Origin of the sequence: Hathewaya massiliensis, from assembly GCF_902143515.1 — a bacterium.
Taxonomy (GTDB): Bacteria; Bacillota; Clostridia; order Clostridiales; family Clostridiaceae; genus Hathewaya; species Hathewaya massiliensis.
This window is the reverse complement of record NZ_CABFVD010000009.1, coordinates 1-20,944: the sequence shown is the minus strand read 5'-3', so window position 1 is coordinate 20,944 and position 20,944 is coordinate 1. Positions and strand designations below refer to the sequence as shown.

General features: G+C 27.2%; 24 protein-coding genes. 22 read left to right on the top strand and 2 right to left on the bottom strand.

Annotated features, from left to right (window positions below):
* Positions 1-88: 88 nt before the first annotated feature.
* Complete coding sequence (locus FNZ64_RS14130) at positions 89-1,315, top strand: ABC transporter substrate-binding protein (RefSeq protein ID WP_142415655.1); 1,227 nt, start codon at positions 89-91, stop codon at positions 1,313-1,315.
* Between the two features lie 204 nt (positions 1,316-1,519).
* Here the strand turns inward: FNZ64_RS14130 and perR are convergent, their stop codons facing one another.
* Complete coding sequence (perR, locus tag FNZ64_RS14125; RefSeq protein WP_142415654.1) at positions 1,520-1,948, bottom strand: transcriptional regulator PerR; 429 nt, start codon at positions 1,946-1,948, stop codon at positions 1,520-1,522.
* Between the two features lie 370 nt (positions 1,949-2,318).
* Positions 2,319-2,810 (bottom strand): CarD family transcriptional regulator, encoded by a 492-nt coding sequence (locus FNZ64_RS14120; RefSeq protein WP_423244958.1) that lies wholly within the window; start codon positions 2,808-2,810, stop codon positions 2,319-2,321.
* Positions 2,811-3,142: 332 nt separating this feature from the next.
* Here FNZ64_RS14120 and FNZ64_RS14115 point away from each other — a divergent pair, with 332 nt between their 5' ends.
* The 21 genes from FNZ64_RS14115 to FNZ64_RS14025 all read left to right on the top strand — a co-directional run bounded on the left by FNZ64_RS14115 (position 3,143) and on the right by FNZ64_RS14025 (position 20,854).
* Positions 3,143-4,147, top strand: a complete 1,005-nt coding sequence (locus tag FNZ64_RS14115; RefSeq protein ID WP_142415652.1) for a phosphodiester glycosidase family protein — start codon at positions 3,143-3,145, stop codon at positions 4,145-4,147.
* A gap of 17 nt (positions 4,148-4,164) precedes the next feature.
* On the top strand, positions 4,165-5,229 hold the full coding sequence (locus FNZ64_RS14110; protein ID WP_142415651.1) for a hypothetical protein: 1,065 nt from the start codon (positions 4,165-4,167) through the stop codon (positions 5,227-5,229).
* A gap of 22 nt (positions 5,230-5,251) precedes the next feature.
* The gene (locus FNZ64_RS14105) at positions 5,252-5,911 is read left to right on the top strand and encodes a site-2 protease family protein (RefSeq protein WP_142415650.1); all 660 of its coding nucleotides are present in this window, start codon (positions 5,252-5,254) and stop codon (positions 5,909-5,911) included.
* Between the two features lie 395 nt (positions 5,912-6,306).
* Positions 6,307-7,044: a sensor histidine kinase gene (locus FNZ64_RS14100; RefSeq protein ID WP_185903806.1), complete on the top strand. Its 738-nt coding sequence runs from the start codon at positions 6,307-6,309 to the stop codon at positions 7,042-7,044.
* 36 nt (positions 7,045-7,080) lie between these two features.
* The gene (locus FNZ64_RS14095; protein ID WP_142415648.1) at positions 7,081-7,731 is read left to right on the top strand and encodes a response regulator transcription factor; all 651 of its coding nucleotides are present in this window, start codon (positions 7,081-7,083) and stop codon (positions 7,729-7,731) included.
* Between the two features lie 174 nt (positions 7,732-7,905).
* Positions 7,906-8,841, top strand: a complete 936-nt coding sequence (locus FNZ64_RS14090) for an ABC transporter ATP-binding protein (protein ID WP_142415647.1) — start codon at positions 7,906-7,908, stop codon at positions 8,839-8,841.
* A gap of 9 nt (positions 8,842-8,850) precedes the next feature.
* Positions 8,851-9,981: an ABC transporter permease gene (locus FNZ64_RS14085; protein WP_142415646.1), complete on the top strand. Its 1,131-nt coding sequence runs from the start codon at positions 8,851-8,853 to the stop codon at positions 9,979-9,981.
* Between the two features lies 1 nt (position 9,982).
* Positions 9,983-11,128: an ABC transporter permease gene (locus FNZ64_RS14080; protein ID WP_142415645.1), complete on the top strand. Its 1,146-nt coding sequence runs from the start codon at positions 9,983-9,985 to the stop codon at positions 11,126-11,128.
* 161 nt (positions 11,129-11,289) lie between these two features.
* A complete protein-coding gene (gene trmB / locus FNZ64_RS14075; RefSeq protein ID WP_142415644.1) occupies positions 11,290-11,928 on the top strand; it encodes a tRNA (guanosine(46)-N7)-methyltransferase TrmB in 639 nt (212 codons plus the stop codon).
* Between the two features lie 195 nt (positions 11,929-12,123).
* Positions 12,124-12,900, top strand: a complete 777-nt coding sequence (locus tag FNZ64_RS14070) for a helix-turn-helix domain-containing protein (protein ID WP_142415643.1) — start codon at positions 12,124-12,126, stop codon at positions 12,898-12,900.
* A 102-nt stretch (positions 12,901-13,002) separates the two neighbouring features.
* A complete protein-coding gene (locus FNZ64_RS14065) occupies positions 13,003-14,166 on the top strand; it encodes an alpha/beta hydrolase (protein WP_142415642.1) in 1,164 nt (387 codons plus the stop codon).
* Between the two features lie 213 nt (positions 14,167-14,379).
* Positions 14,380-15,027 carry a transposase gene (locus FNZ64_RS14060; RefSeq protein WP_142415641.1) on the top strand — a complete coding sequence of 216 codons (648 nt, stop codon included), beginning with the start codon at positions 14,380-14,382 and terminating at the stop codon, positions 15,025-15,027.
* 51 nt (positions 15,028-15,078) lie between these two features.
* Complete coding sequence (locus FNZ64_RS14830; RefSeq protein ID WP_185903805.1) at positions 15,079-15,240, top strand: hypothetical protein; 162 nt, start codon at positions 15,079-15,081, stop codon at positions 15,238-15,240.
* 224 nt (positions 15,241-15,464) lie between these two features.
* Positions 15,465-16,535: a hypothetical protein gene (locus tag FNZ64_RS14055; RefSeq protein ID WP_142415640.1), complete on the top strand. Its 1,071-nt coding sequence runs from the start codon at positions 15,465-15,467 to the stop codon at positions 16,533-16,535.
* Between the two features lie 54 nt (positions 16,536-16,589).
* Positions 16,590-17,710 (top strand): IS3 family transposase gene (locus FNZ64_RS14050; protein WP_423244938.1). Its coding sequence is split into 2 segments (ribosomal slippage): positions 16,590-16,845 and positions 16,845-17,710, totalling 1,122 coding nucleotides; the frame shifts between segments, so codons are not numbered across the junction.
* A 15-nt stretch (positions 17,711-17,725) separates the two neighbouring features.
* Positions 17,726-17,848, top strand: a complete 123-nt coding sequence (locus FNZ64_RS15180) for an IS3 family transposase (RefSeq protein ID WP_423244957.1) — start codon at positions 17,726-17,728, stop codon at positions 17,846-17,848.
* 442 nt (positions 17,849-18,290) lie between these two features.
* Positions 18,291-18,449 (top strand): hypothetical protein, encoded by a 159-nt coding sequence (locus FNZ64_RS14040; protein WP_423244955.1) that lies wholly within the window; start codon positions 18,291-18,293, stop codon positions 18,447-18,449.
* Between the two features lie 128 nt (positions 18,450-18,577).
* The gene (locus FNZ64_RS14035; RefSeq protein ID WP_185903803.1) at positions 18,578-19,072 is read left to right on the top strand and encodes a CAP domain-containing protein; all 495 of its coding nucleotides are present in this window, start codon (positions 18,578-18,580) and stop codon (positions 19,070-19,072) included.
* Positions 19,073-19,163: 91 nt separating this feature from the next.
* Positions 19,164-19,292, top strand: a complete 129-nt coding sequence (locus FNZ64_RS15065) for a hypothetical protein (RefSeq protein ID WP_279233286.1) — start codon at positions 19,164-19,166, stop codon at positions 19,290-19,292.
* Between the two features lie 67 nt (positions 19,293-19,359).
* Positions 19,360-19,632, top strand: coding sequence for a type I restriction endonuclease (locus FNZ64_RS14980; protein WP_243129293.1), 273 nt, complete (start codon positions 19,360-19,362; stop codon positions 19,630-19,632).
* Between the two features lie 148 nt (positions 19,633-19,780).
* Positions 19,781-20,854, top strand: coding sequence for a PucR family transcriptional regulator (locus tag FNZ64_RS14025; protein WP_243129292.1), 1,074 nt, complete (start codon positions 19,781-19,783; stop codon positions 20,852-20,854).
* Positions 20,855-20,944: the final 90 nt, after the last annotated feature.

Genomic DNA, 20,944 nt, shown 5'->3' with positions numbered 1-20,944 from the left:
ATCACCTCCAATTAATTATATGTATGACCTATATATTTAATTAATAGAGGTACAATAAAACTAAGCAATATTTTAAGGTGGTGATAAGTTGAAGAAGATAAATAGGATTTTTATTACAATATTATTAATCACTATTTCATTTACATTAGTTTCATGTAAAAAAGAGGATAAGAAAAAAGAAGCTTTAAACTTAGACATATATGTAGATCTTAAAGATAAATACTCTTTAAAATTAGTAGATTTATTAGTAAAAGAGTATGAGGAAAAGAATAAAAATATAAAAGTAAAAGTTGTAAACGGTATGGAAGAGAAAGATGGAGTTTTAAAGGAGTTTGAAAGTGGAAAAAACATAGATATAATAATTGGTAATAGAGATACAGCTATTTCACTAAACAAAAAAGGATTCTTAGGAGAAATTCAAGAATTGTATAATAGTGAAGAGTTAAATAAAAAATTTTATGAGGTATATAATAGTTATGGAAGAATATTAGATAAATATTATGCTGTAGAAATTATTCCATATACTGTAGAGTTCGTATACAATAAAGAAGCTCTAACTAAGCTGGGAGTACAAGAACCAAAGGATTTCATGGATTATATTAAGCTTTTAAAGCTATGTAGCGATAAAAACATAGAAGTTCCATATATTTTAAATGAGGATCTTAGTATATATGAGATTTTATTTTCTATATTCTTAGATGAAAGCATAAGCGGAGAGGATTTAGTTAGAAATTATACAGATAAAAAGGAAGAATATGTGAACTATAAAGGCTTGGAAGATACATTAAAAGAAATCGAAAAGTATAAAAAAGAAGGATATATGAAAGAAGAAATCTTTAAAAAGATAGATGAAAAGGAAATAGATTATTTCTTAAAGGGAGATCATCCGATTATGATAACCACCTCGTTTTTTGCTGATAAAGTAAATAGGGGCAAAGTAGATATAATAAAAAGTATGGGGCAAATAGGTGATAAAAAAATCATAAGACCAGTTTATAGCAATACTTTAATTTCTTCAACAGTAAATGGAATAAATAAAGAAAGAAAAGAAGATTTTTTAAAGTTTGTAGTTAGTGAGGATTTTCAAAATAAATTAAAAGATTTAGGATATATAACAGGAAATAAAGAAAGTAATAAAAGCTATTCAGGTTTAAAGGGAGAAATGGTAGAAAATTTGTTTGAAAGTAATTCTTCTAATATTATATACAAAGACAACTTGCCAAAAGATATTGGAAAAGCTATAGAAAATTCCATAAGAGATATATTAAAGGGAAATTATAAAGAAAATTACTTAAAAGAAGAAATAAAAAAATAAGCTCTTTTCTCTCACTTTAAAGAAAAACAGAGGTCTCCAATGTTAGATTTTGTAGGAATCACTTTTACAGAGTGCCATGGAAGTATTAGGGCGGATAATCATGGAATAAATAAAGCCATGGATAAAAGGGAATTTTATATCTCGTTTATCCACGGCTTTTGTGTTGCTTAGGTCTAATATACATTATGAAACAACATTTTTGCATTAAAGCTCAGAATCCTTAATACTTAAACAATGTTTACATACACCATAAAAATATAATTTGTTAGATAAAACATTATAATCTGTATAAGGTGCTATTTCTTCATTCAAAGTAGAAAAAGTAATACCTTCGATATCATCTACTCTACCACAATTCACACACTGTATATGAGGATGTTCCTTCATGCTACCATCATATCTAAAGTTACCTTCGCCTACATTTAATTCCTTTATTAAGTTAACTTCTACAAGAGTTTTTAATGCCTTATATACAGTGGCTAAACTCATAGTTGGATAGTCTTCTTGTAGGGCTTTATATATGGTTTCGGCAGAAGGGTGTTCTGTAGTAGATTTTAGATATTTATAAACAGCGATTCTTTGAGGAGTAAGTTTTAAATTTTTTTCTTTAAAAATCGTTGCTATATTGTTCATTTTCATCATCCTTACTATAATAGATTATTATATAATTAATTATAGTATATGATAAAAATTATTTATTGTCAAAAAAAATTAACAATTAAATTTAAATTATTATATGAGATTCAATTATTTTACAACATTTCTTTTTAAAATTCAATATATAAAAAAAGAATCGCCTATTTTATAAGACTTGGTAAAATCTTAGTTAGAATTTCTAAGTTTCACCTAGATATTTTAAGTCTCACAAAACTTGGCAATCCCATTTGAATATAAGTTAAGTATTCTATATTTTTATATGTAAACTATTTCATTAAGTTGTAGAAGTAAGGTAAGAAGTTTGAATAGATTACTTGGTATGTTTGTACCAGCTATAATATGTGAATTAACTAATTAATTTACTTAAGAGATTATCAGCTTCTCTCTCAGAAATTTTTTTAACTAAGATTATTTCATCAATTAAAAATTTCTTAGCACAGTTAAGCATTTGTTTTTCACTTGAATTTAAAGTCTTATCTTTACTAATTAGGACTAAATCATGAATAACCTCTGCACAATCACTTAAAGAACCAGACTTAATTTTTTCTTTATTTATATTATATCTTTGCTTGGAAGAAAGCTCATTTTCCTCCGTTGACTCTTCAGTACTAAAATCAGATAATATTTTATCTAATGTGGATATATCACTAACAGGACGTAAATTTGAATCTGATATCTTCTCTAAGGGTATCATTATGTCCATATTATTAGATAACATTTTTATAATATAATATTTTTGAGTCTGCCCTAAAAATTCTTTATCCTCAATACTTTTAATTATACCTGCGCCTTGCATTGGATAAACAACTCTATCGCCAATTTTAAACAATATCTTCACCTCCATAGATGATTTATATCTATTATAACATATTATCTCAGTATAATCAAATCTATAATTTTAACATAAATAATACAAGCATGTCAATATTTTTTAATATGCTTTTTAAACTATATTAAATAGTGTATTAATGCTAATTTAATATAGTTTTTATCCCCTGACTATGGGCTCTAATACTCATTTCTATATTTATTCTTACATTATTATTAAAAAACTTTTAAAACTAAAATAAGTTATAAAATAAATCTTAAACTTGTGGTATAATCTTTTCTGTTGTATTCTAATATTACATAGGTAAAAATTACAAAAATAACTAAGTGAGGGTGGTACACTTGGAAAAGAAAAAACATAAAAAAATGAGGATAATTAGCAAAGCATCTATATTTATATTTTTTCAAATTATATTTATATTATTTACAGGACCTACTTTAATATTTTGTGGACCCTTTGCTAATTTAAAGAGTATAGTAGCTCAAAGTGCATATACATCATCTAGTTTTACTTGGCTTACTAAAATGTATATGTCAGATAAGAGTATTGCAAAGATGATGTCTTCAGGTGATGCTAAAAATTCTTATATAAATAATGATAAAAATATAGTTAAGATAAAAAAGAATAAGAGCAATACAATTGATTTATTTGAAGTTAAGGCAAGAAAGTTTCAAGGTCTAGCTATGGTAGTTGATGATCCAACTAGGGTAAAAGTTGGATATACAGACAAATTAAAAAAAGAAGGACAAAGCACTAGTGAAATTGCAAAATTAAATGATGCAGAAGCGGCTATTAATGGTGGAGGCTTTTTTACTAAGGATACCACAGAGGTAGTTTGGACTGGTGCAGGAGGAGCTCCAAAGGGAATGATAGTTTCAAAAGGAGAACTTATATTTAGTGATACTAGAGACTTAGATTATAAACAAGATGTAACTGCCTTCACAGATAAAGGAGAACTTTTAGTTGGATATTACAGTTATAATGAGTTAGTGAAAAAGAATGTAAAGGAAGCCATATGTTTTGGACCAGCTCTTATTATAAATGGTAAGAAAACAGCCTTAGGTGATCATGGAGGTTGGGGAATAGCCCCTAGAAGTGCTGTAGGTCAAAAAAAGGATGGCTCTATGGTTATGCTAGTTTTAGAGGGAAGAAAGTTAGATAGTGTTGGAGCTACTCTAGAAGATGTTCAAGATATTATGTTAAAACTAGGAGTGGTTAATGCTACAAATCTTGATGGGGGATATTCAACTACAATGTATTACAAAGGGCAAGTTATAAATAAACCATATAATATTTTAGGGGAAAGGGCAGTACCCTCTATATTATACGTGGAGAAGAAAAAATAAAAAAATAAGGTGATAAGATGAAAATAGCAAAAAAAATAATGGTTTGGATATTTTTAGCCTTAGTAATTCAGCTTCCTATATATTATTTAGCAGATAGATATATAATGAAGAAAGAAAACATAAGAATATATAGAAAAGACCTTGCTATTGTAGAAGATAATAAGATTAGAAGTATTAATGTTCCTATAAACGGTAACTGGAAGAATATAAACACCTCATACAATGGCAAATATATAAGTTATACTGAAAACAATATACTTAAAATTCAAAATATGGATAATAATGAAAAAGTAGAATTGCCTTTTAATAAGGGAGTTGAACTTGCTTATTGTAATTGGGTTCCGGCAAGGGACAGAATGATAATTATTGAAAAGACCGTTAAAGATAAAGAAGCAGTATTTACCATAAACTATTATGATGCAGTAAATAAAGAAAAAATAAGAGTAAAGGATATTTCTTATGAAGAAAATCCTGCATATGTAAATGATGTGCAAGTATCTCTGCTAACTGGTATAATATATATAAATATTGTACATAAAGGTGATAGAAGTAGTATTTATAGAATAGATATATCTGAAAACATATATGCCTTAGATACAAAGCAATATTTCATAGATAAGATTAGTTTAATCCCAAGTAAAGATAGGCTTTTATACGAAGATAGAGTTTATAATAAAATATACTACTTAGATTTTCCAGCTAATTCAGGAAAAGAAATAAAAATAAAAGGTGAAGACCAATTAGTCCTTCTTGGATGTAATGAAGAGGGAGTTGTCTATGTGGGTGGAATTAAAAATGGTAAGGTTTATAAAATCTATTATTCACAGGGAGATGACAATATAGAAGGTTGGTCAACTATAGATTTAAAGAACTCTGTAGAAGAACAAAATATAAAGGTTAGCAGTCATGGAGGGGTATATATTATAGATAAATTCCAAAATTCTATAACCCTAACCAATGGTCGTACAGAATCTATAACCTATATGGAAGGAGATTTCATAACTTTTTATAATCAAGGATATTTATATAAAAAAGGAAATGCTATTAAAAATGAATTTTTAGGACAATATGGACACTATTAAAGAGTTTTAAGGAGGAATACTATTGTTTAATTTAGCTAGCTTATTACCTAAGATATTATCTATACCAGGTATCTTACTTGCTTTTACCGTACATGAATTTGCCCATGCTATAACTGCATATAAGTTAGGGGATGACACTCCAAAATACCAAGGGAGACTTACTCTAAACCCCTTTGCACACACAGATCCACTAGGATTTTTATTGATTCTTTTGGTTGGATTTGGGTGGGCAAAGCCAGTACAAACTAACCCTACAGCATATAAAAATTATAGAAAAGATGACTTAAAAGTATCCTTAGCAGGTCCACTAGGAAATCTAGTAGGAGCTTTAGGATGTGCCATAATATTATCTATATTAACTAACTTTGTAAATATTAGCGGAGATATATATGGAATGTTTATAGTAATTCTTTATTTAGGATTAAGTATAAATGTACTTTTATGCTTTTTAAATTTAATCCCAATACCAGGTTTTGATGGCTTCCATATATTAGATGACTTATTCCCATCCTTTACAGCAAAATTGCCAAGAGGAATAGAAGGATACGGTCTTATAATATTTATAATTTGTACTCTTCCAATTTTACCAGGAGGAGCCTCAATATTTACTTATTTAGTTCATATACCAAGTGCTTATGTTTCAGATTTAATTATTTCACTATTTAAAATTAGAGGATTTTAAAATAAAGTAAAAACACAAGGAATGTTAAAATGAATTTAGAAATAGTATTAGTGGATTTTATAATAACCTTATATGCTATATTTGTTAAATTTAAAAGTGGAACTTATAATTCCACTTTATTCTTATGTGCATTAATTTTATATGTGATTTTAAAACTTCTTTACTATGTGAATAATAAAGGGATCAATAAAAAAATCCTAATTTTAATAACCTTAATTTATGTTTTAATATTAGGATTTAAAAATAGTATATTTTTTCTGTTTCTCCCATCTACACTTTTCCTAATTTTAGAATTTTATAACCATAAATTTATTATAACCCTCTCATTAATTCTTTTTATTTATATAGAGTACACAGAGCTTAGGGAAGATTTCCTTTTAATATTTTTTATAAGTATGATTTTGAACTCTTTTTACTTTAAAAGAAAAGAGAACATAGAGAGATTAATTCTTGATAAAGAGGATTTAAGACAAAGAAATCATAATCTAAATGAAAAGCTTAGAAAAAAAGAAGAATATATAGATCATATGGAATACTTAAATATATTAAATGAAAGAAACAAAATTTCTCAATCCATTCATGATAATATTGGACATACTCTTGCAGGATCTATAATGCAACTTGAAGCTCAAAGGGTTTTATTAAATATAGAGGAAATAGAAAAGGCTAAAGGAATTAATGAAAAAGTAATAGAAGTTTTAAAAGAGGGTATGGAAAAAATACGGGAAACTTTAAAACTTGTAAAACCTAAGAGAGAAGAAATAGGAATTAATAATTTAAAATTAATAATAAAAGAAGCAGAACTAAAAAATAAGGTTAATATTTCATTAAGTTCTTACGGAGATTTAGAAAAAATTAATTATATTCAATGGAGTAATATTATACCTACAGTAAAGGAGAGCATAACAAATTCTATAAAATATTCAAAATGCAGCAGAATAAATATAGAAATATCTGTACTAAATAAAATTATAAGGTTAAATATAAAGGATAATGGTATAGGAAGCAAGGAAATTAAAAAGGGCATGGGACTTTTAGGCATAGAAGAAAGGGCAGTAGATTTAAAGGGGCAAGCCTTATTTTATGGGGATCAAGGCTTTTCTGTAGTAATGCTAATTCCTATAGAACAGTGACATATATAGGGTTAAAATAGGGAGGGGATTGCGACTATGAATATTTTAATAGCAGATGACGATGCTCTAATTACAGAGGGACTTAAGATAATTCTTAATATAGAACCAGATTTTAAAAAGGTTTTTACAGCATGTAATGGAATTGAGGCAATAGATATATGTAAAAGGGAAAACATAGACGTAGCCTTAATAGATATTAGGATGCCAAAAGTAGATGGAGTTGAAGCTACCTTTGAAATTTGCAAAAATACAAAAACCAAGGTTCTTATTCTAACCACCTTTGAAGAAGAAGAATATATAAGAAATGCTATATTAAACGGAGCTAGTGGATATATATTAAAAAATAATTCCCCAGAAGAGATAAAAGAAACTATAAAAAGGGTTCATAGTGGTAAATTTATAGTTGAAAAAGATATAATGAACATAATTAAAGAGGAACTTAAAGAAAAAACCTATATTTCTAAGGAGAATGAAGAGGCTCTTTATGGAAAAGAAAGTTTTACAGAGAGGGAAAGTGATATTATAAAGCTTATATCAAAAGGACTATCTAATAGAGAGATAAGCAAAACCCTCTATATTTCTGAAGGTACAGTTAAGAATTATATATCTTCTATACTTAATAAAACCTCCTTAGAACACAGAACTCAAATAGCTATATCCTACTTAAAAGGAGAAATATTACTTTAGTCATATAGATTAAGTGACTTTTTATACTAAATAAAAAGTCACTTTTTTTATATAATAAAATTATAAACTAAGTCTTTTAAAATAGAAATTAAGGGTGGGATGTTTTTAGTATGAATATAGTTAGTAGGGAGAATGTGGAGTATAATAAATTCGAAGAAGGTGGTGTGTTTTAGTATGGATATAGTTAGGCTTCAGAATTTAAGTAAAAGCTTTGGAGATAACTTAGCATTAGACAATATAAGTCTTCAAGTTGAAGAAGGGGAAATATATGGACTTCTAGGTCCCAATGGAGCAGGGAAAAGTACACTAATAAACATTTTAAGTTCACTTTTAAAAAAGAGCAGTGGAACAATTGAAATTTTCAATAGGAATTTAGCTAAAGAAGTAAGTTATATAAGAGAAAATATAGGGGTAGTACCTCAAGATATAGCAATATATGAGGATTTAACGGCTTATGAAAATGTAACTTTTTTCGGAAGTCTGTATGGATTAAAGGGTACAGAACTTAAAAACAATGCAAAGGAAGCATTAGAATTTGTAGGACTAGAAGGGAAATATAAAAACTTTCCTAATACCTTTTCTGGAGGAATGAAGAGGAGACTTAATATAGCTTGTGCTATTGTTCATAAACCAAAACTTATTATAATGGATGAACCTACTGTGGGCATAGACCCACAATCAAGAAATCATATTTTAAATTCCGTAAGAGAATTAAACAAAAATGGTTCTACCTTAATATACACAACTCATTATATGGAAGAGGTAGAGGCTATATGCACGAGAATAGGTATAATTGATAGGGGAAAATTAATTGCAGAAGGCAATTTAGAGGAACTTAAAGAAATTATAACGGATGAAGAATGTTTAATACTAAGGTTAAGTGATGCTGAGGACTTAAATAAAGAAGCCATAGAAAAGGTTCAAGACGTTTTAAGGGTGGAAACTAAGGGTGAAACCATTGCCGTATATAGTAAGAAAAATAGTAAAAACTTAAACCTAATTATATCTAATATTTCAGACTTAGGTCACAGTATAAAATATATAAAGAGCGAAAAACCAGACCTTGAAAAAGTATTTTTAACCTTAACCGGTAGAAAGCTTAGAGATTAGGTGAGAATTATGAAGTTATTAAGCATAATAATAAAAGAATTTAAGCAAAAGTTAAGAAATAAGGCAGATATGGCAGTGATGATATTAATACCTATAGTATGTATGTCCATATTAGGATTAACCTTTGGAAATCTTGAAAATAAAATTTCTCTTAAAGAAGGCAAGGTAGCTTATTATGAAAAGAATAAGGGAAATTTTTCTAAAGCCTTTGAACTCCTTAAAGACTCAATGAAGAAAGAGAATATAAATTTTGAAGAAGTGAGTTCAGTAAAATTAGGAGAAGAGGGAATAAAAAATAATAAATATATATGTTTTATAGAAATTCATGAAGTGGAAAATAAAATTATTTTAAAGGAAAATAATAGATATAACCTATCTAGTAATGTTATAAATGGAGTGTTAAAAGGATTTGTAGATAGATACAATTTAACCTATGAAATTATGAAAATTAATCCTACAGCCCTTAAAAATGAAAATAAAGAAGAAGCATTTAAGAAAAATGAAAATTTAATAATTAAAAATTTAGATAAAGAAGAAAAACCCAATGGAACAAATTATTATGGAATAACCATGATAACTCTAATAATTATGTACTCCATATTTACAGGGCTTGACTCTATACAAAATGAAGTTAGTAGGAATACTAATAATAGACTTATTATTAGTAGAGCAAGTAGAGGAGAAATATTTCTTGGTAAACTTATAGGTTGTTTTGTAGTTACACTACTTCAGGTGGCTAGTGCAATTTTATTTAGTATGTTTATTTTAAAAGTAAATTTTGGACAAGAACCTTATTTAGTCTTCTTACTACTATGTTCCCAAATACTTCTTATGGTCTCTTTAGGGATTTTCATAGGATTTTTATTTAAAAAGTCAGGGATTACTGGAGGCATTCACACCATAATTCCCATACTAATATTTCTAGGAGGAGGATATATGCCTATAAATTCTACGGAGGGGTCTATACTTCAAATACTAACAAATATGTCCCCAGTAAAATGGATGAATACGGCTATATTTTCCTTGATATATGCAAAGGACTACGGTCCTATGTTGAAAACCCTTGGCTTAAATATGGTAATCTTTTTTATGATACTTCTAATAGTAATTGCAAAATTAAAAAAAGAGGAGGCACTGTAATATGAGAGAGCTATTAGTATTTATAAAATATAATTTTAAAAGATTTTTTAGAAAAAAAAGCAATATCCTAAGTTACTTAGTAGTTCCTATAGCTATTAGTGTCTTCTTAGTATCTCAGGGTAATGGAGCAGGAAGTGGGCGCCTAAAAATAGGCATAGAAAATAAGGATGGGGGAAAACTTTCTCAAAATTTAATAGATAATTTAAAAACAGAGGAAAAAATATCAGTAATTACAGTAAAGGCTGAAGATATAAAAAAAGATATAATTAAAGAAAATATAGATTTAGCCATTACAATACCAGAGGATTTTACAGAAGCTATGTATAAAGGTGAGGATAGTAAAATAGAACTTATAACTTTAAAGGGAGAAGAAACCACAGCTTTTATAGGTAGTTCTATAAATCTTTATATAAATAATTTAAAAGATATATATAAGGCTTCCAAAGGAAATAGAGAAGTCTTTAATAAGATTTATAGCAACTATAAAGCAAATGGTTTTAAATTTGAAAAAGAAATACTAAAAGATGAATCCAATGCTAAAAAAGCAAGTGCTACATTACTAGGATTTTTTCTAATGTTTATGTTTATATGTTCCTCAGCTACCTCAAGATTTATTTTAAAAGATAAAATAGATAAAACCTACCATAGAATATGTATGACAAAAGTAGATAGAAAGAAATATATCCTAGGAAATATTTTAAGTAATTTTTTTATATTAATGATACAAAGCACCCTAGGCTTTCTTATAATACAAAAGGGATTAAAGTTTAATACACAAGCTTACTTTATAGATATACTAATAGTTTTATGGTCCTTTGCACTATGCTCAGTATCCCTTAGTATGGTTATAATAACCTTTGCTAAAAGTACAAATAGTGTAACGGTTTTAAACTCCCTAATTGTGACACCAACCTGTATGTTAGGGGGATGTTTCTGGCCACGAGAACTCATGGGAGATACCCTAAAGAAAATATCTAATTTTATCCCACAAACCTGGGCAGTGGATGCCTTAAATAAAGCCGTTGAAGGAGAGAGCATAAAAACTTTTTATATAAACATTCTAATTTTAATAGGATTTTCAGCAATATTTTTTCTACTTGCCCTATATAAAAGCAATTTAGAAAATAACACAAAAAACTTTATTTAAATTCCTTGTTTACAAAGAGTAATACCTATAGCATAATATTATTAAATAAGTAATGTAAAAAACTATGCAATAAACTATGTAATAAGAAGGAGTTGTATTACTCCCTCTATAAGGTATACCAGGTTTTATTATTAAACAAGTTATGTAACAAGGAGGAGAAGATGCGTCTTAGAAAGAACTGGTCAGCAAGACCTCAGATGAAAGAAAGCAGATTTTGTATATACAATCCTAATGAACTTAAGGGGAAATGGAATGAAGTTTTTGAAAACAAGAATGAAATACATCTTGAATTAGGTTGTGGAAGAGGCACCTATATATGTGAGATGGCAAAAAGACATCCAGAAGTAAACTTTATAGCAGTTGACCTTAAGGATGAAGTATTAATATACGTTCTAAGAAAAATAGAAGAAGAAGGCTTAGAAAATGTAAGAATAATGCCAATTAATATAATGCTTATGGATGGTGTTTTTGAAAAAAACGAAATAAGCAGAATATATCTAAACTTTTCAACACCTTGGCCAAAACCAAGACATAACAAAAGAAGACTTACCTATACAAAGTTCTTACAAATGTATAAGAAGTTCTTAAAACCAAGAGGTGAAATTTGGTTTAAAACAGATAACAGAGAATTTTTCATGGATTCAACAACTTATTTTAAAGAAGAAGGATTTAAACTATCCTACCTAACCTTTGACCTTCATAGAAGTATATATAAAGAAGAAAATATAAAAACAGAGTATGAAGAAAAATTCTCTAGTATGGGAATGAATATAATGTTTTTAATAGCAGAACTAATGTAAGAAATATAGTTCAGAATAAAATATAAAATTTTTTCAGTCCACTTCCAATGGTGCAAAAAAATGGGGGTGGACTTTTTTATAATGGCATAAAGTATAAGTTATGTAGTATTATGATTGTAATATGGTAATGATCTAAAGATTATGAACTTGAACATAATAAAAATACCGTTAATTAGTTATAACAGAGGTGAGTATATGACTGAAATTTTTTGTGCTATGGATCATGTACTTTTATTAGTTGACTATAATGATCCAGATAGACATAAGCATTGGGCAAAGCATTTATTAATTACTCTAGGTACAGAAATTAATTGTTTTATTGATGATAGCAAAGTAACTTGTCATGGGATTATTATTAATTCTAATATAATCCATACTATTGAAAGTAGTGAGAATAATGTTTTAGTATATTTATTTGATGAAACTACAGATATAGCTAAAGAAATAGAGAAGAAATATTTAAAAGGTGTATCTTATTATACTTTAAAATTAGATGTTGTACAGGAAATTAAAGAAATATGGCATAAGAATATGAGAAATACCGAAAATAATATGGACATACAAAAGAATTATTTTAATACATATGAACAAATATTAAGAATATGTAATTTAGATATAAAGAAGCCCTATATTAAAGATGATAGAATTAAGAAAATTTTATGCCTGCTTAAAAATAAGGAAGAGATTACAGAGGGTATTATAGATGAACTAGCTGAAAGTGTATTTTTATCTAAAAGTAGACTCTCTCATTTGTTTAAAGAAGAAACTAAGATATCATTAAATAGTTTTTTGGTTATTAAGAAAATAGCAAAGACTTATGAATATATATTAGCAGGGAAAAATATTACAGAGGCAGCTATAAAAGCAGGTTTTTATAGTGCTTCGCATTTTGCTACAACTAATAAGAATATGTTTGGAATATCGGCAAATGAATTTCGAAAAGATGTAAAAGTAATCTCCTTTGAATTTTAGCGATTATTTAGAAGTTTTATTTTCTACTCTTAATTATAATAAAGTATAGTTAAATTTACAGGAAAAGATAGCTCTAAAGTCAAGGGAAGGGGAGAAAATACAATGAAGAAAGATAAGATCACTTTTTCAAAAGGAATATATAATTTAAACGAAGAACCTAATTTCAATTTTCAACTTAATCGTGTAATAATGTGGGATGAGGGTAGACTGGAAGATGTTAAGAAAATTTCTCATAAAATTAAGGGTAGTACAACTTGGAAAAAGGAGTTAATTGGTATAGGTGATGAAGCTATAGAGGAAGGAAGAATTAAAGATGCTATTGCATATTATAGAATGAGTGAATTTTTTATGTATGACGGTGATCCAGATAAGATAAAATATTATAATCTAGCTACAGATATGTTTTATGATTATTATAAAGAATATTTTGAGGATGGAACTGTAATTAGATATGAAGTGCCTTATGAAGATGTAAAACTTCCAGTATTATATACAAAAGCAGTAGGGAAAAAGAAAGCTACCATTTTAATTCATGGGGGGAATGACTCTTATATGGAAGAATTGTTTTTTGCAATGCTTTATTTTGCTGAAAATGGTTTTGAAGTTTATCTTTTTGAGGGGCCAGGACAAGGTGGGGTTGTGAGAAATCAAGGAAAACATTTTACTTATAAGTGGGAGAAGCCTGTAACAGCAGTTCTTGATTATTTTAATATTAATGATATTACAATTATAGGAGCATCATTAGGTGGCATGTTAGCACCTAGAGCAGCTGCTTATGAAAAAAGAATTAAGAGAGTTATAGCATGGTCTATTTTCCTAGATTTTTTATCAGTTGTATTAAGTACAATGACAGATTGTGAGCAAAAGATAGTAAGATTACTAGTGAAACTTCATGCATCAGCTATAATTAATTTTATTACTAATTTAAGTTGTAAAAAAGATGCTACAGCAGATTGGGGGGTTAAACATGGGATGTATGCATATAATGCAAAATCTCCTTATGACTATCTAGTAAAATTAAGTGAATTTAAAATAACAGATATAGGGCATTTAATAGATCAAGATGTATTAGTAATAGGAGCAAATAAGGATCATTTTATTAATTATAAGCTTTTCAAAGAAGAATTAGATTGTCTAAGTAATGTGCGTTCCTTAACTTTTCGTCTTTTTACAGAGAAGGAAAGTGCTTGTAATCATTGTAATATTGGAAATACAAAACTTACTTTAGATACTATGATGAATTGGATGGAAAAGGTTTTAGTTTAAATGAGAATTTTAAAATATATAAATAATTTTTAAAAATGAACAAAAGTTTATTATAAATATAATAGTATAATCATTAGTGTTTAATCAATGGATTATAATGTCTACATTCCAATATTAAATGAACTAATTGCTACTGCTTTAAAACAATTACCTGTAAATGAGAAACTTAAAAAGTTTGGAACCATAAAACTAATAGATTCTTAAACTATAAGTATGGTCAAGACTTATTTTCAGTGGGCAGAATTCCGCTCTCAAAAATCAGGTATAAAACTTCATACAAAATTCAATCTAAATAAGGGTATTCCAGAGCTTATGGTTCTATCTAATGCTAAACCACATGACAGAACTAAAATGAAAGAACTTATTACAGAAAATAATTGTATATATCCTAAATCCGTAGGATTCTTGATTATAGATGATACTGTAAATTCCAAAGAATCAGCGAAGAAAATACAAGGACTATCTTATAATTATTCTCATACAGAAGGCAAAAATATTTGGTCACATTATGTGGTTACTTTAAATTTTGTTGTAAATGACAAATCTATTCCTTTACAATATAAACCTTACTATAAAAAGGAATTTTGCGAAGATTTAAAGAAAAACTTTAAATCTAAGGTTGATATTGCAAAAGATTTTATAACTTCTTTTAAAACTCCATCTAAGTGTGAAAAAATATATTGTCTTATGGATTCATGGTACACAAATAACAAATTAATAGAAGCTTCTTTAGCAAAGGGCTACCACCTAATAGGAGCAATTAAATCTAACAGAAAAATATCTCCATTAGGAATTTTGCTACAATTATCAGAATTTGAAAAATTTATTAGTCCTAACACCTTAGACTTCGTTACAGTTTAAGGTACGGACTATAGGGTATATACCTATGAGGTAATATTGCTAAATCCCCTTATGCTAAAGTACTTATTTGCTATGAAGTTACCGATGATGGATTCAAGAACCCAGAAGTATCTAAGCAGCCTCATGGCAAAAGCACTTGTGTGCTTTATATATAAAAAATTAAAACAAAATACTAAACTAGAAGATATTTTATCAAAACTAAAAATTGCTTAAGAATTTTTTAAAAAAGCATAAATTTAAAGTGGATAAGTGTTATTATTTAGTTTAGATAGTATATACTAATGAGGATATTTTATCTATAGTAGGTAATTTAAATTTTAAAATTGCCTAACTAAAGTAAATAAAGAGTTTTAGTCCATATTCAATATTGAAAAAATTATTGAGTATGGACTTTTTATTATTATCATGTAAATTATAATTAGAAGGGGAGATTATAGATGAGAAAATTATACACTATGGTTAATGATACTTTAAATAGTATAAACTTTGATGAAATCTGGAGTGGATTTCATAGAATAGATTTTGCCTTATATAATAAAGAAAAAGTATATCTAAATAAACATATGATTCCTTGGGATAATAGGTTCTTAGCTAATACAGTAATAGATTATGAGGGAAATAATTTAGCAATATGGAATGTAGAGAATGTTAAAGAGATACATTATAAAGAACTTGCAGCTAATATGGTACATGAGATGTTTCATGCTTACCAATTTTCCAAAAATGAAACTAGATTCCCTGATGATATAAAAGCATTATCATATCCTAATGATTTAGGAAATTATGAACTTAAACATAATGAAAATAATCTATTAATTGAAGGATTAAATTCTACAGGTAGAAATAAAAAATTAGAATTACTTAAGCAAATAATTGCATCAAGAAAAATAAGGGTAGAAAAGTTTGGAGAACTAATAAGATATGAATTTATGATTGAAACTATTGAAGGTAGTGCTGAATATTGTGCAATAAAAGCTTTAGAATCTATATCAGAGGATTTATATAGAAAACGTATTGAAGATTATAAAAGAATACTTCAATTAGATAAAAGAATTTTATTTGATATTCGCAGATGCTGTTATTATACAGGAGCCTTATTTTTGTTGTTTTTAGATGAACTAGGAATAAAATTTTCTAAAGAAATAGAAAATGAAGAAATCACGATATTTGAAGAGATTGAAAAGGCCATAGATACAAATGATGTGATTATAAGTAAGACTAATTATTCTATAATTAAATTGAATTTTGAAAAAGAACAACTTAAAAAAGAAAAATCGTTTAATAATTTTTTTCAGAGTAACTTAGTTACTAATGAAGGAAACTTTCATATTTGTGGTTATGATCCAATGAATATGATTAAATTGGATAATAGAATTCTATGTAGTAATTTTATTATATTAAAAGATATTAAAATGAAAAATAATGTTTTTATAAAGGGACCAACTGTGGTTGAATTTGAAGAAGGTTTAGAGAGTGTGAGGAGATATTATATAGTGGATAGGTTATAATAAATTGTACAAAAAACATTCGGTCATGGTATAATAAAATAAAATATTGAGAGGATGAATATCATGGCAGGAAAAACAAAAAATTATACAGAGGATTTTAAAAAGCAAATAGTAGCTCTTAAACAGAATGGCAAATCAACATCCGATATTGCAAGGGAGTATCAAATAGCCAAGTCTACAATAGTTAAGTGGGTAAATGATTATGGCAAATCAGGGTCTTTCAAGGCTAAAGATAATCGTACCGAAGAAGAAAATGAGCTAATACGTCTCCGTAAGGAAAATAAACAATTACTGATGGAAAATGATATTTTAAAGCAAGCAGCGCTGATAATGGCACGAAAATAGAAATAATTTTAGCAAATAGGGAAAAGTACAGTATCAGTGCAATGAGTAGAATACTAAATATTCCAAGGAGCCTAGTGTATTATAAGAAAAAAACTAGAGTATATAACACTGAACTTGAAAATGCAGTTATATCAATATTTAGAGATAGCAAGAATAATTATGGTTCAAGAAAGATAAAAATAGAATTGAAAAAGCAAAATATATTAGCATCAAGAAGAAAAATAAGGCAAATTATGGACAAGTACAGATTGGTTTCTAATTATACTGTAAAACAATATAAGGTGCATAAAATCAAGTGTAACGAGGAAAAGATAGATAATATAGTAAATAGAGAATTTGATAATAGAAGTGATTTAGAAATAGTAGTAAGTGATCTTACATATGTTAATGTGGCTGGTAAATGGCATTATATATGTTTATTAATCAACCTTTTTAATAGAGAAATAGTAGGCTATTCAGCAGGTTCTAAAAAAAATGCTGATCTAGTTTATGAAGCATTTATGAGTTCTAATATAAATTTAACTAAAGTAAAAATATTCCATACTGATAGGGGAAATGAATTTAAAAATAAGATAATAGATGAAGTTTTAGAAGCTTTTAAGATAAAGCGTTCCTTAAGTAAAAAAGGATGCCCTTATGATAATGCAGTTGCTGAAGCTGGATATAAAATTATAAAAACAGAATTTGCATTTAACAGAGTTTTTAAAAATTTAGAAGAGTTGAAAAAGGAATTGCAAGGTTATGTGTTATGGTATAACAATAAACGTATTCATAGTGCTCTGAATTATATGACACCAGTAGAATATAGGCTAGCAAAAATGACCGAATAAAAGTTGTATGAAAAAGTGTTGACAATCCAANAAAAGGAATTGCAAGGTTATGTGTTATGGTATAACAATAAACGTATTCATAGTGCTCTGAATTATATGACACCAGTAGAATATAGGCTAGCAAAAATGACCGAATAAAAGTTGTATGAAAAAGTGTTGACAATCCAACCTATGAGGAATTGAAACACATTCTTTTATATTCAATTTCATATTCTTTTCTTTGTTTATAGAATACCTATGAGGAATTGAAACTGAAATATGGTCAATCAGTAGCTTAATCACTTTAAAGTTTATAGAATACCTATGAGGAATTGAAACTTTTATATCGCTGCAAATATCAATATCAAAACAACCTTTGGTTTATAGAATACCTATGAGGAATTGAAACTCAACTATACAAATCTCCAATTGAAACAGTACATATAGTTTATAGAATACCTATGAGGAATTGAAACTACGTTACTATATCATCATATTCAATTCTAATTGTGTGGTTATAGAATACCTATGAGGAATTGAAACCTTGCCATGAAACTATTTCCACACGTACTGGGATTAAGATTTTCTAAAACAATATAAGGTGCATAAGACCAAGTGTAACGAGGAAAAGATAGATAATATAGTAAATAGAGAAACAGTAGGCTATTCAGCAGGTTCTAAAAAAGATGCAGAATTAGTATATGAAGCATTTATGAGTTTTAACATAATAGAATATCGCCTAGCAAAAATGACTGAATAAAAGTTGTATGAAAAAGTGTTGACAATCCAGAGATTGAATCCTAAGGGATTTTAAGGGAAATCTAATATAGTAAGTGGGGACTGACTATGTTAGGTTTTAGAATGTTACGGCTAAAAGGGGTGATTAAATTGAAAAAATATATTATTTATTTATTAATAATATCTAATTTATTATTTGTAGGATGTAATACAAATTTAAATGAAAATTATAAAGAACATGACTATTTAAATATAACTAACTATGAAAAACAAAGTGTTGATTTAATAAATTCCATAAGAAAACAAAATAATCTTAATCTTTTAGAGTTATCAGAAGAAGCTCAAAAATTAGCATATCTTAAAACAAAAGATATGATAGATAAAAATTATTTTGAACATAAATCAATAGATAACTTATATATAAATGATTTAGCTGATGAAAACAACATACAATATGATTATATTTGCGAAAATCTATATAGATCTAATTTAAACAATGTAAATATAAACACTATTGTAGAGAAATTCATGAATTCAGAATCTCATAAAAAAAATATATTGGATAAAAATATTCAATTTGTAGGGATTTATATAATTAAATATAAAGATATTATATTTTGCACTCAGGTATTCATAAAAAAATAAGTATATTTTACTAATATTTTTAATGTATATTATCCTGTATTTTTTATAAAATACCATTGTATTTAAAACACAATAAGAGAAGAGGGTAAAAATGAGTAGTTTTAACATAATAGCGGAAACAAATGAAGCTACTGTTATAGCAAAGTATACTCCAGAAAAAAGAAAAAGCAGTGATTATGAAGGTGAAGATGAATTAGAAAAGATTTTATTTATAGGTTAACGCAGCAAGGTTATGAATATATAAAAATTAAAAATGAAGAAGAGTTGATTCTAAATCTATGTACCAATTGGAAAAACTGAACAACTTCAACTTTTCTGATAAAGAGTGGGAGCAGTTTTATTCTAAAATTATAGCAAATGGCAACGAGGGGATTTTAGAAAGAACACGTAAAATTCAAGATGATAATGTGCAAATTCTCACTTGTGATAATGGTTCAACAAAAAATATAAAACTCATTGATAAAAAGAGCATTCATAATAACTTTTTACAGGTTATAAACCATTATGAGGAATATGGCGGAATTCACGAAAACCTTAACATGTATATAATAGTTTTTTAAAGATTTTATTTAAATTCACAATTGAGTTATAAATCACTAGAGTATTTGTAAAAATAATGCTAGAATATAGAAGGTGAAATTGGAGCATATAGAGAAAATAAAAATATAGCATTAAAATGTAATTCTAGAAGTAAAAAGGAGTGATTTTATGACTCTTTGTTGTAGAGATTTATTTAATTTTAAATATTTTTCAAAGGCAAAGTTATTAGCGGGGGATGGTGGATTAAACCGTCAAATTTCTTGGCCTTATGCTAGAATGACAGAATCTATTTCTGAGTGGCTTTATGGAGGGGAATTATTATTTGTTACATATAATGGATTAGAGGATAATGAGAATTTGTTATCTTTGCTAGAAGAATGTATTTATAAAAAACTTTCTGGTATTGTACTTTTAATTGATGATAAAAATATAGATAAAATAGAAATGAAAGTTATAAATAGGGCTAATGAAGAGAAGTTACCCTTGTTTGTAATGCCTTGGGATGTTAAATTAATAGATATTATTCAAGAAATTTTTCTTGAAATGGAACAAAAAAGAGAGAAATCTAAAAATGCAAAACATTTTTTAGAGGCACTTCTTTTTTCTCAAAAGCAATCACATCAAGATATACAGTCTTTGTCGGAATTTTATAATATAAAAATAAGACCTTTCTATTATATCTGTATATTCAAAATGGAAAATATATCTGATAAATATCATGATATGGAGGAAGTTAATAAGTATATAATTAGCTCCTTAGAAGATAGTTTAAATAATGAAAATTGCAATTTAATTTGTATGGAGTATGGAAATCAGTTAACTTGTCTAATTTTTGCTAATGAGTTTGAAGAGGCTAAAAAATCATCTTTAGCAGTAGAGGCTGTATTTAATCTTATAATTTCACGATATTCTCATGTAGAATTTAATCTAGGCTTTAGCCGTATTAGGAAAACTGATTCTGAGATGAAAGTAAGTTATAAAGAGGCTTTAAAAGCTTTATCTATGATTAATATATATAATAAAAATTCAAAAGTTATTAGATATAATGAACTAGGAATTGTTAGATTATTGGTTGAATTAGCAGATATTAAGGATATAGATCAATATTGCTATGAAAATTTAGGAACAATTTTAGAACATGATAAAAAACACAGGACTGATTTATTAGGAACTTTAAAGTGTTATTTTCAAAACAATAGACATCTCAGAAGTTTAGCACTTAAAAAATTTTTAGGACGATAGTCCGTTGATTTATAATGTTTTATGAGTGAGTATTAATAAATGTGTTAATTCCGATTTTTACTGGAAATTATATAGAAAAAATTTGCATAA

Excerpts from the sequence above, each read along its gene's own strand:
- FNZ64_RS14065 (WP_142415642.1), top strand. The coding sequence starts at position 13,003 with ATGAAGAAAGATAAGATCACTTTTTCAAAAGGAATATATAATTTAAAC.
- FNZ64_RS14080 (WP_142415645.1), top strand. The coding sequence starts at position 9,983 with ATGAGAGAGCTATTAGTATTTATAAAATATAATTTTAAAAGATTTTTT.
- perR (WP_142415654.1), bottom strand. The coding sequence starts at position 1,948 with ATGAACAATATAGCAACGATTTTTAAAGAAAAAAATTTAAAACTTACT.
- FNZ64_RS14025 (WP_243129292.1), top strand. The coding sequence starts at position 19,781 with ATGACTCTTTGTTGTAGAGATTTATTTAATTTTAAATATTTTTCAAAG.
- FNZ64_RS14100 (WP_185903806.1), top strand. The coding sequence starts at position 6,307 with ATGATTTTGAACTCTTTTTACTTTAAAAGAAAAGAGAACATAGAGAGA.
- FNZ64_RS14055 (WP_142415640.1), top strand. The coding sequence starts at position 15,465 with ATGAGAAAATTATACACTATGGTTAATGATACTTTAAATAGTATAAAC.
- FNZ64_RS14110 (WP_142415651.1), top strand. The coding sequence starts at position 4,165 with ATGAAAATAGCAAAAAAAATAATGGTTTGGATATTTTTAGCCTTAGTA.
- FNZ64_RS15065 (WP_279233286.1), top strand. The coding sequence starts at position 19,164 with ATGAGTAGTTTTAACATAATAGCGGAAACAAATGAAGCTACTGTTATA.
- FNZ64_RS14085 (WP_142415646.1), top strand. The coding sequence starts at position 8,851 with ATGAAGTTATTAAGCATAATAATAAAAGAATTTAAGCAAAAGTTAAGA.
- FNZ64_RS14090 (WP_142415647.1), top strand. The coding sequence starts at position 7,906 with ATGGATATAGTTAGGCTTCAGAATTTAAGTAAAAGCTTTGGAGATAAC.
- FNZ64_RS14830 (WP_185903805.1), top strand. The coding sequence starts at position 15,079 with ATGCTAAAGTACTTATTTGCTATGAAGTTACCGATGATGGATTCAAGA.
- FNZ64_RS14070 (WP_142415643.1), top strand. The coding sequence starts at position 12,124 with ATGACTGAAATTTTTTGTGCTATGGATCATGTACTTTTATTAGTTGAC.
- FNZ64_RS14060 (WP_142415641.1), top strand. The coding sequence starts at position 14,380 with ATGGTCAAGACTTATTTTCAGTGGGCAGAATTCCGCTCTCAAAAATCA.
- trmB (WP_142415644.1), top strand. The coding sequence starts at position 11,290 with ATGCGTCTTAGAAAGAACTGGTCAGCAAGACCTCAGATGAAAGAAAGC.
- FNZ64_RS14095 (WP_142415648.1), top strand. The coding sequence starts at position 7,081 with ATGAATATTTTAATAGCAGATGACGATGCTCTAATTACAGAGGGACTT.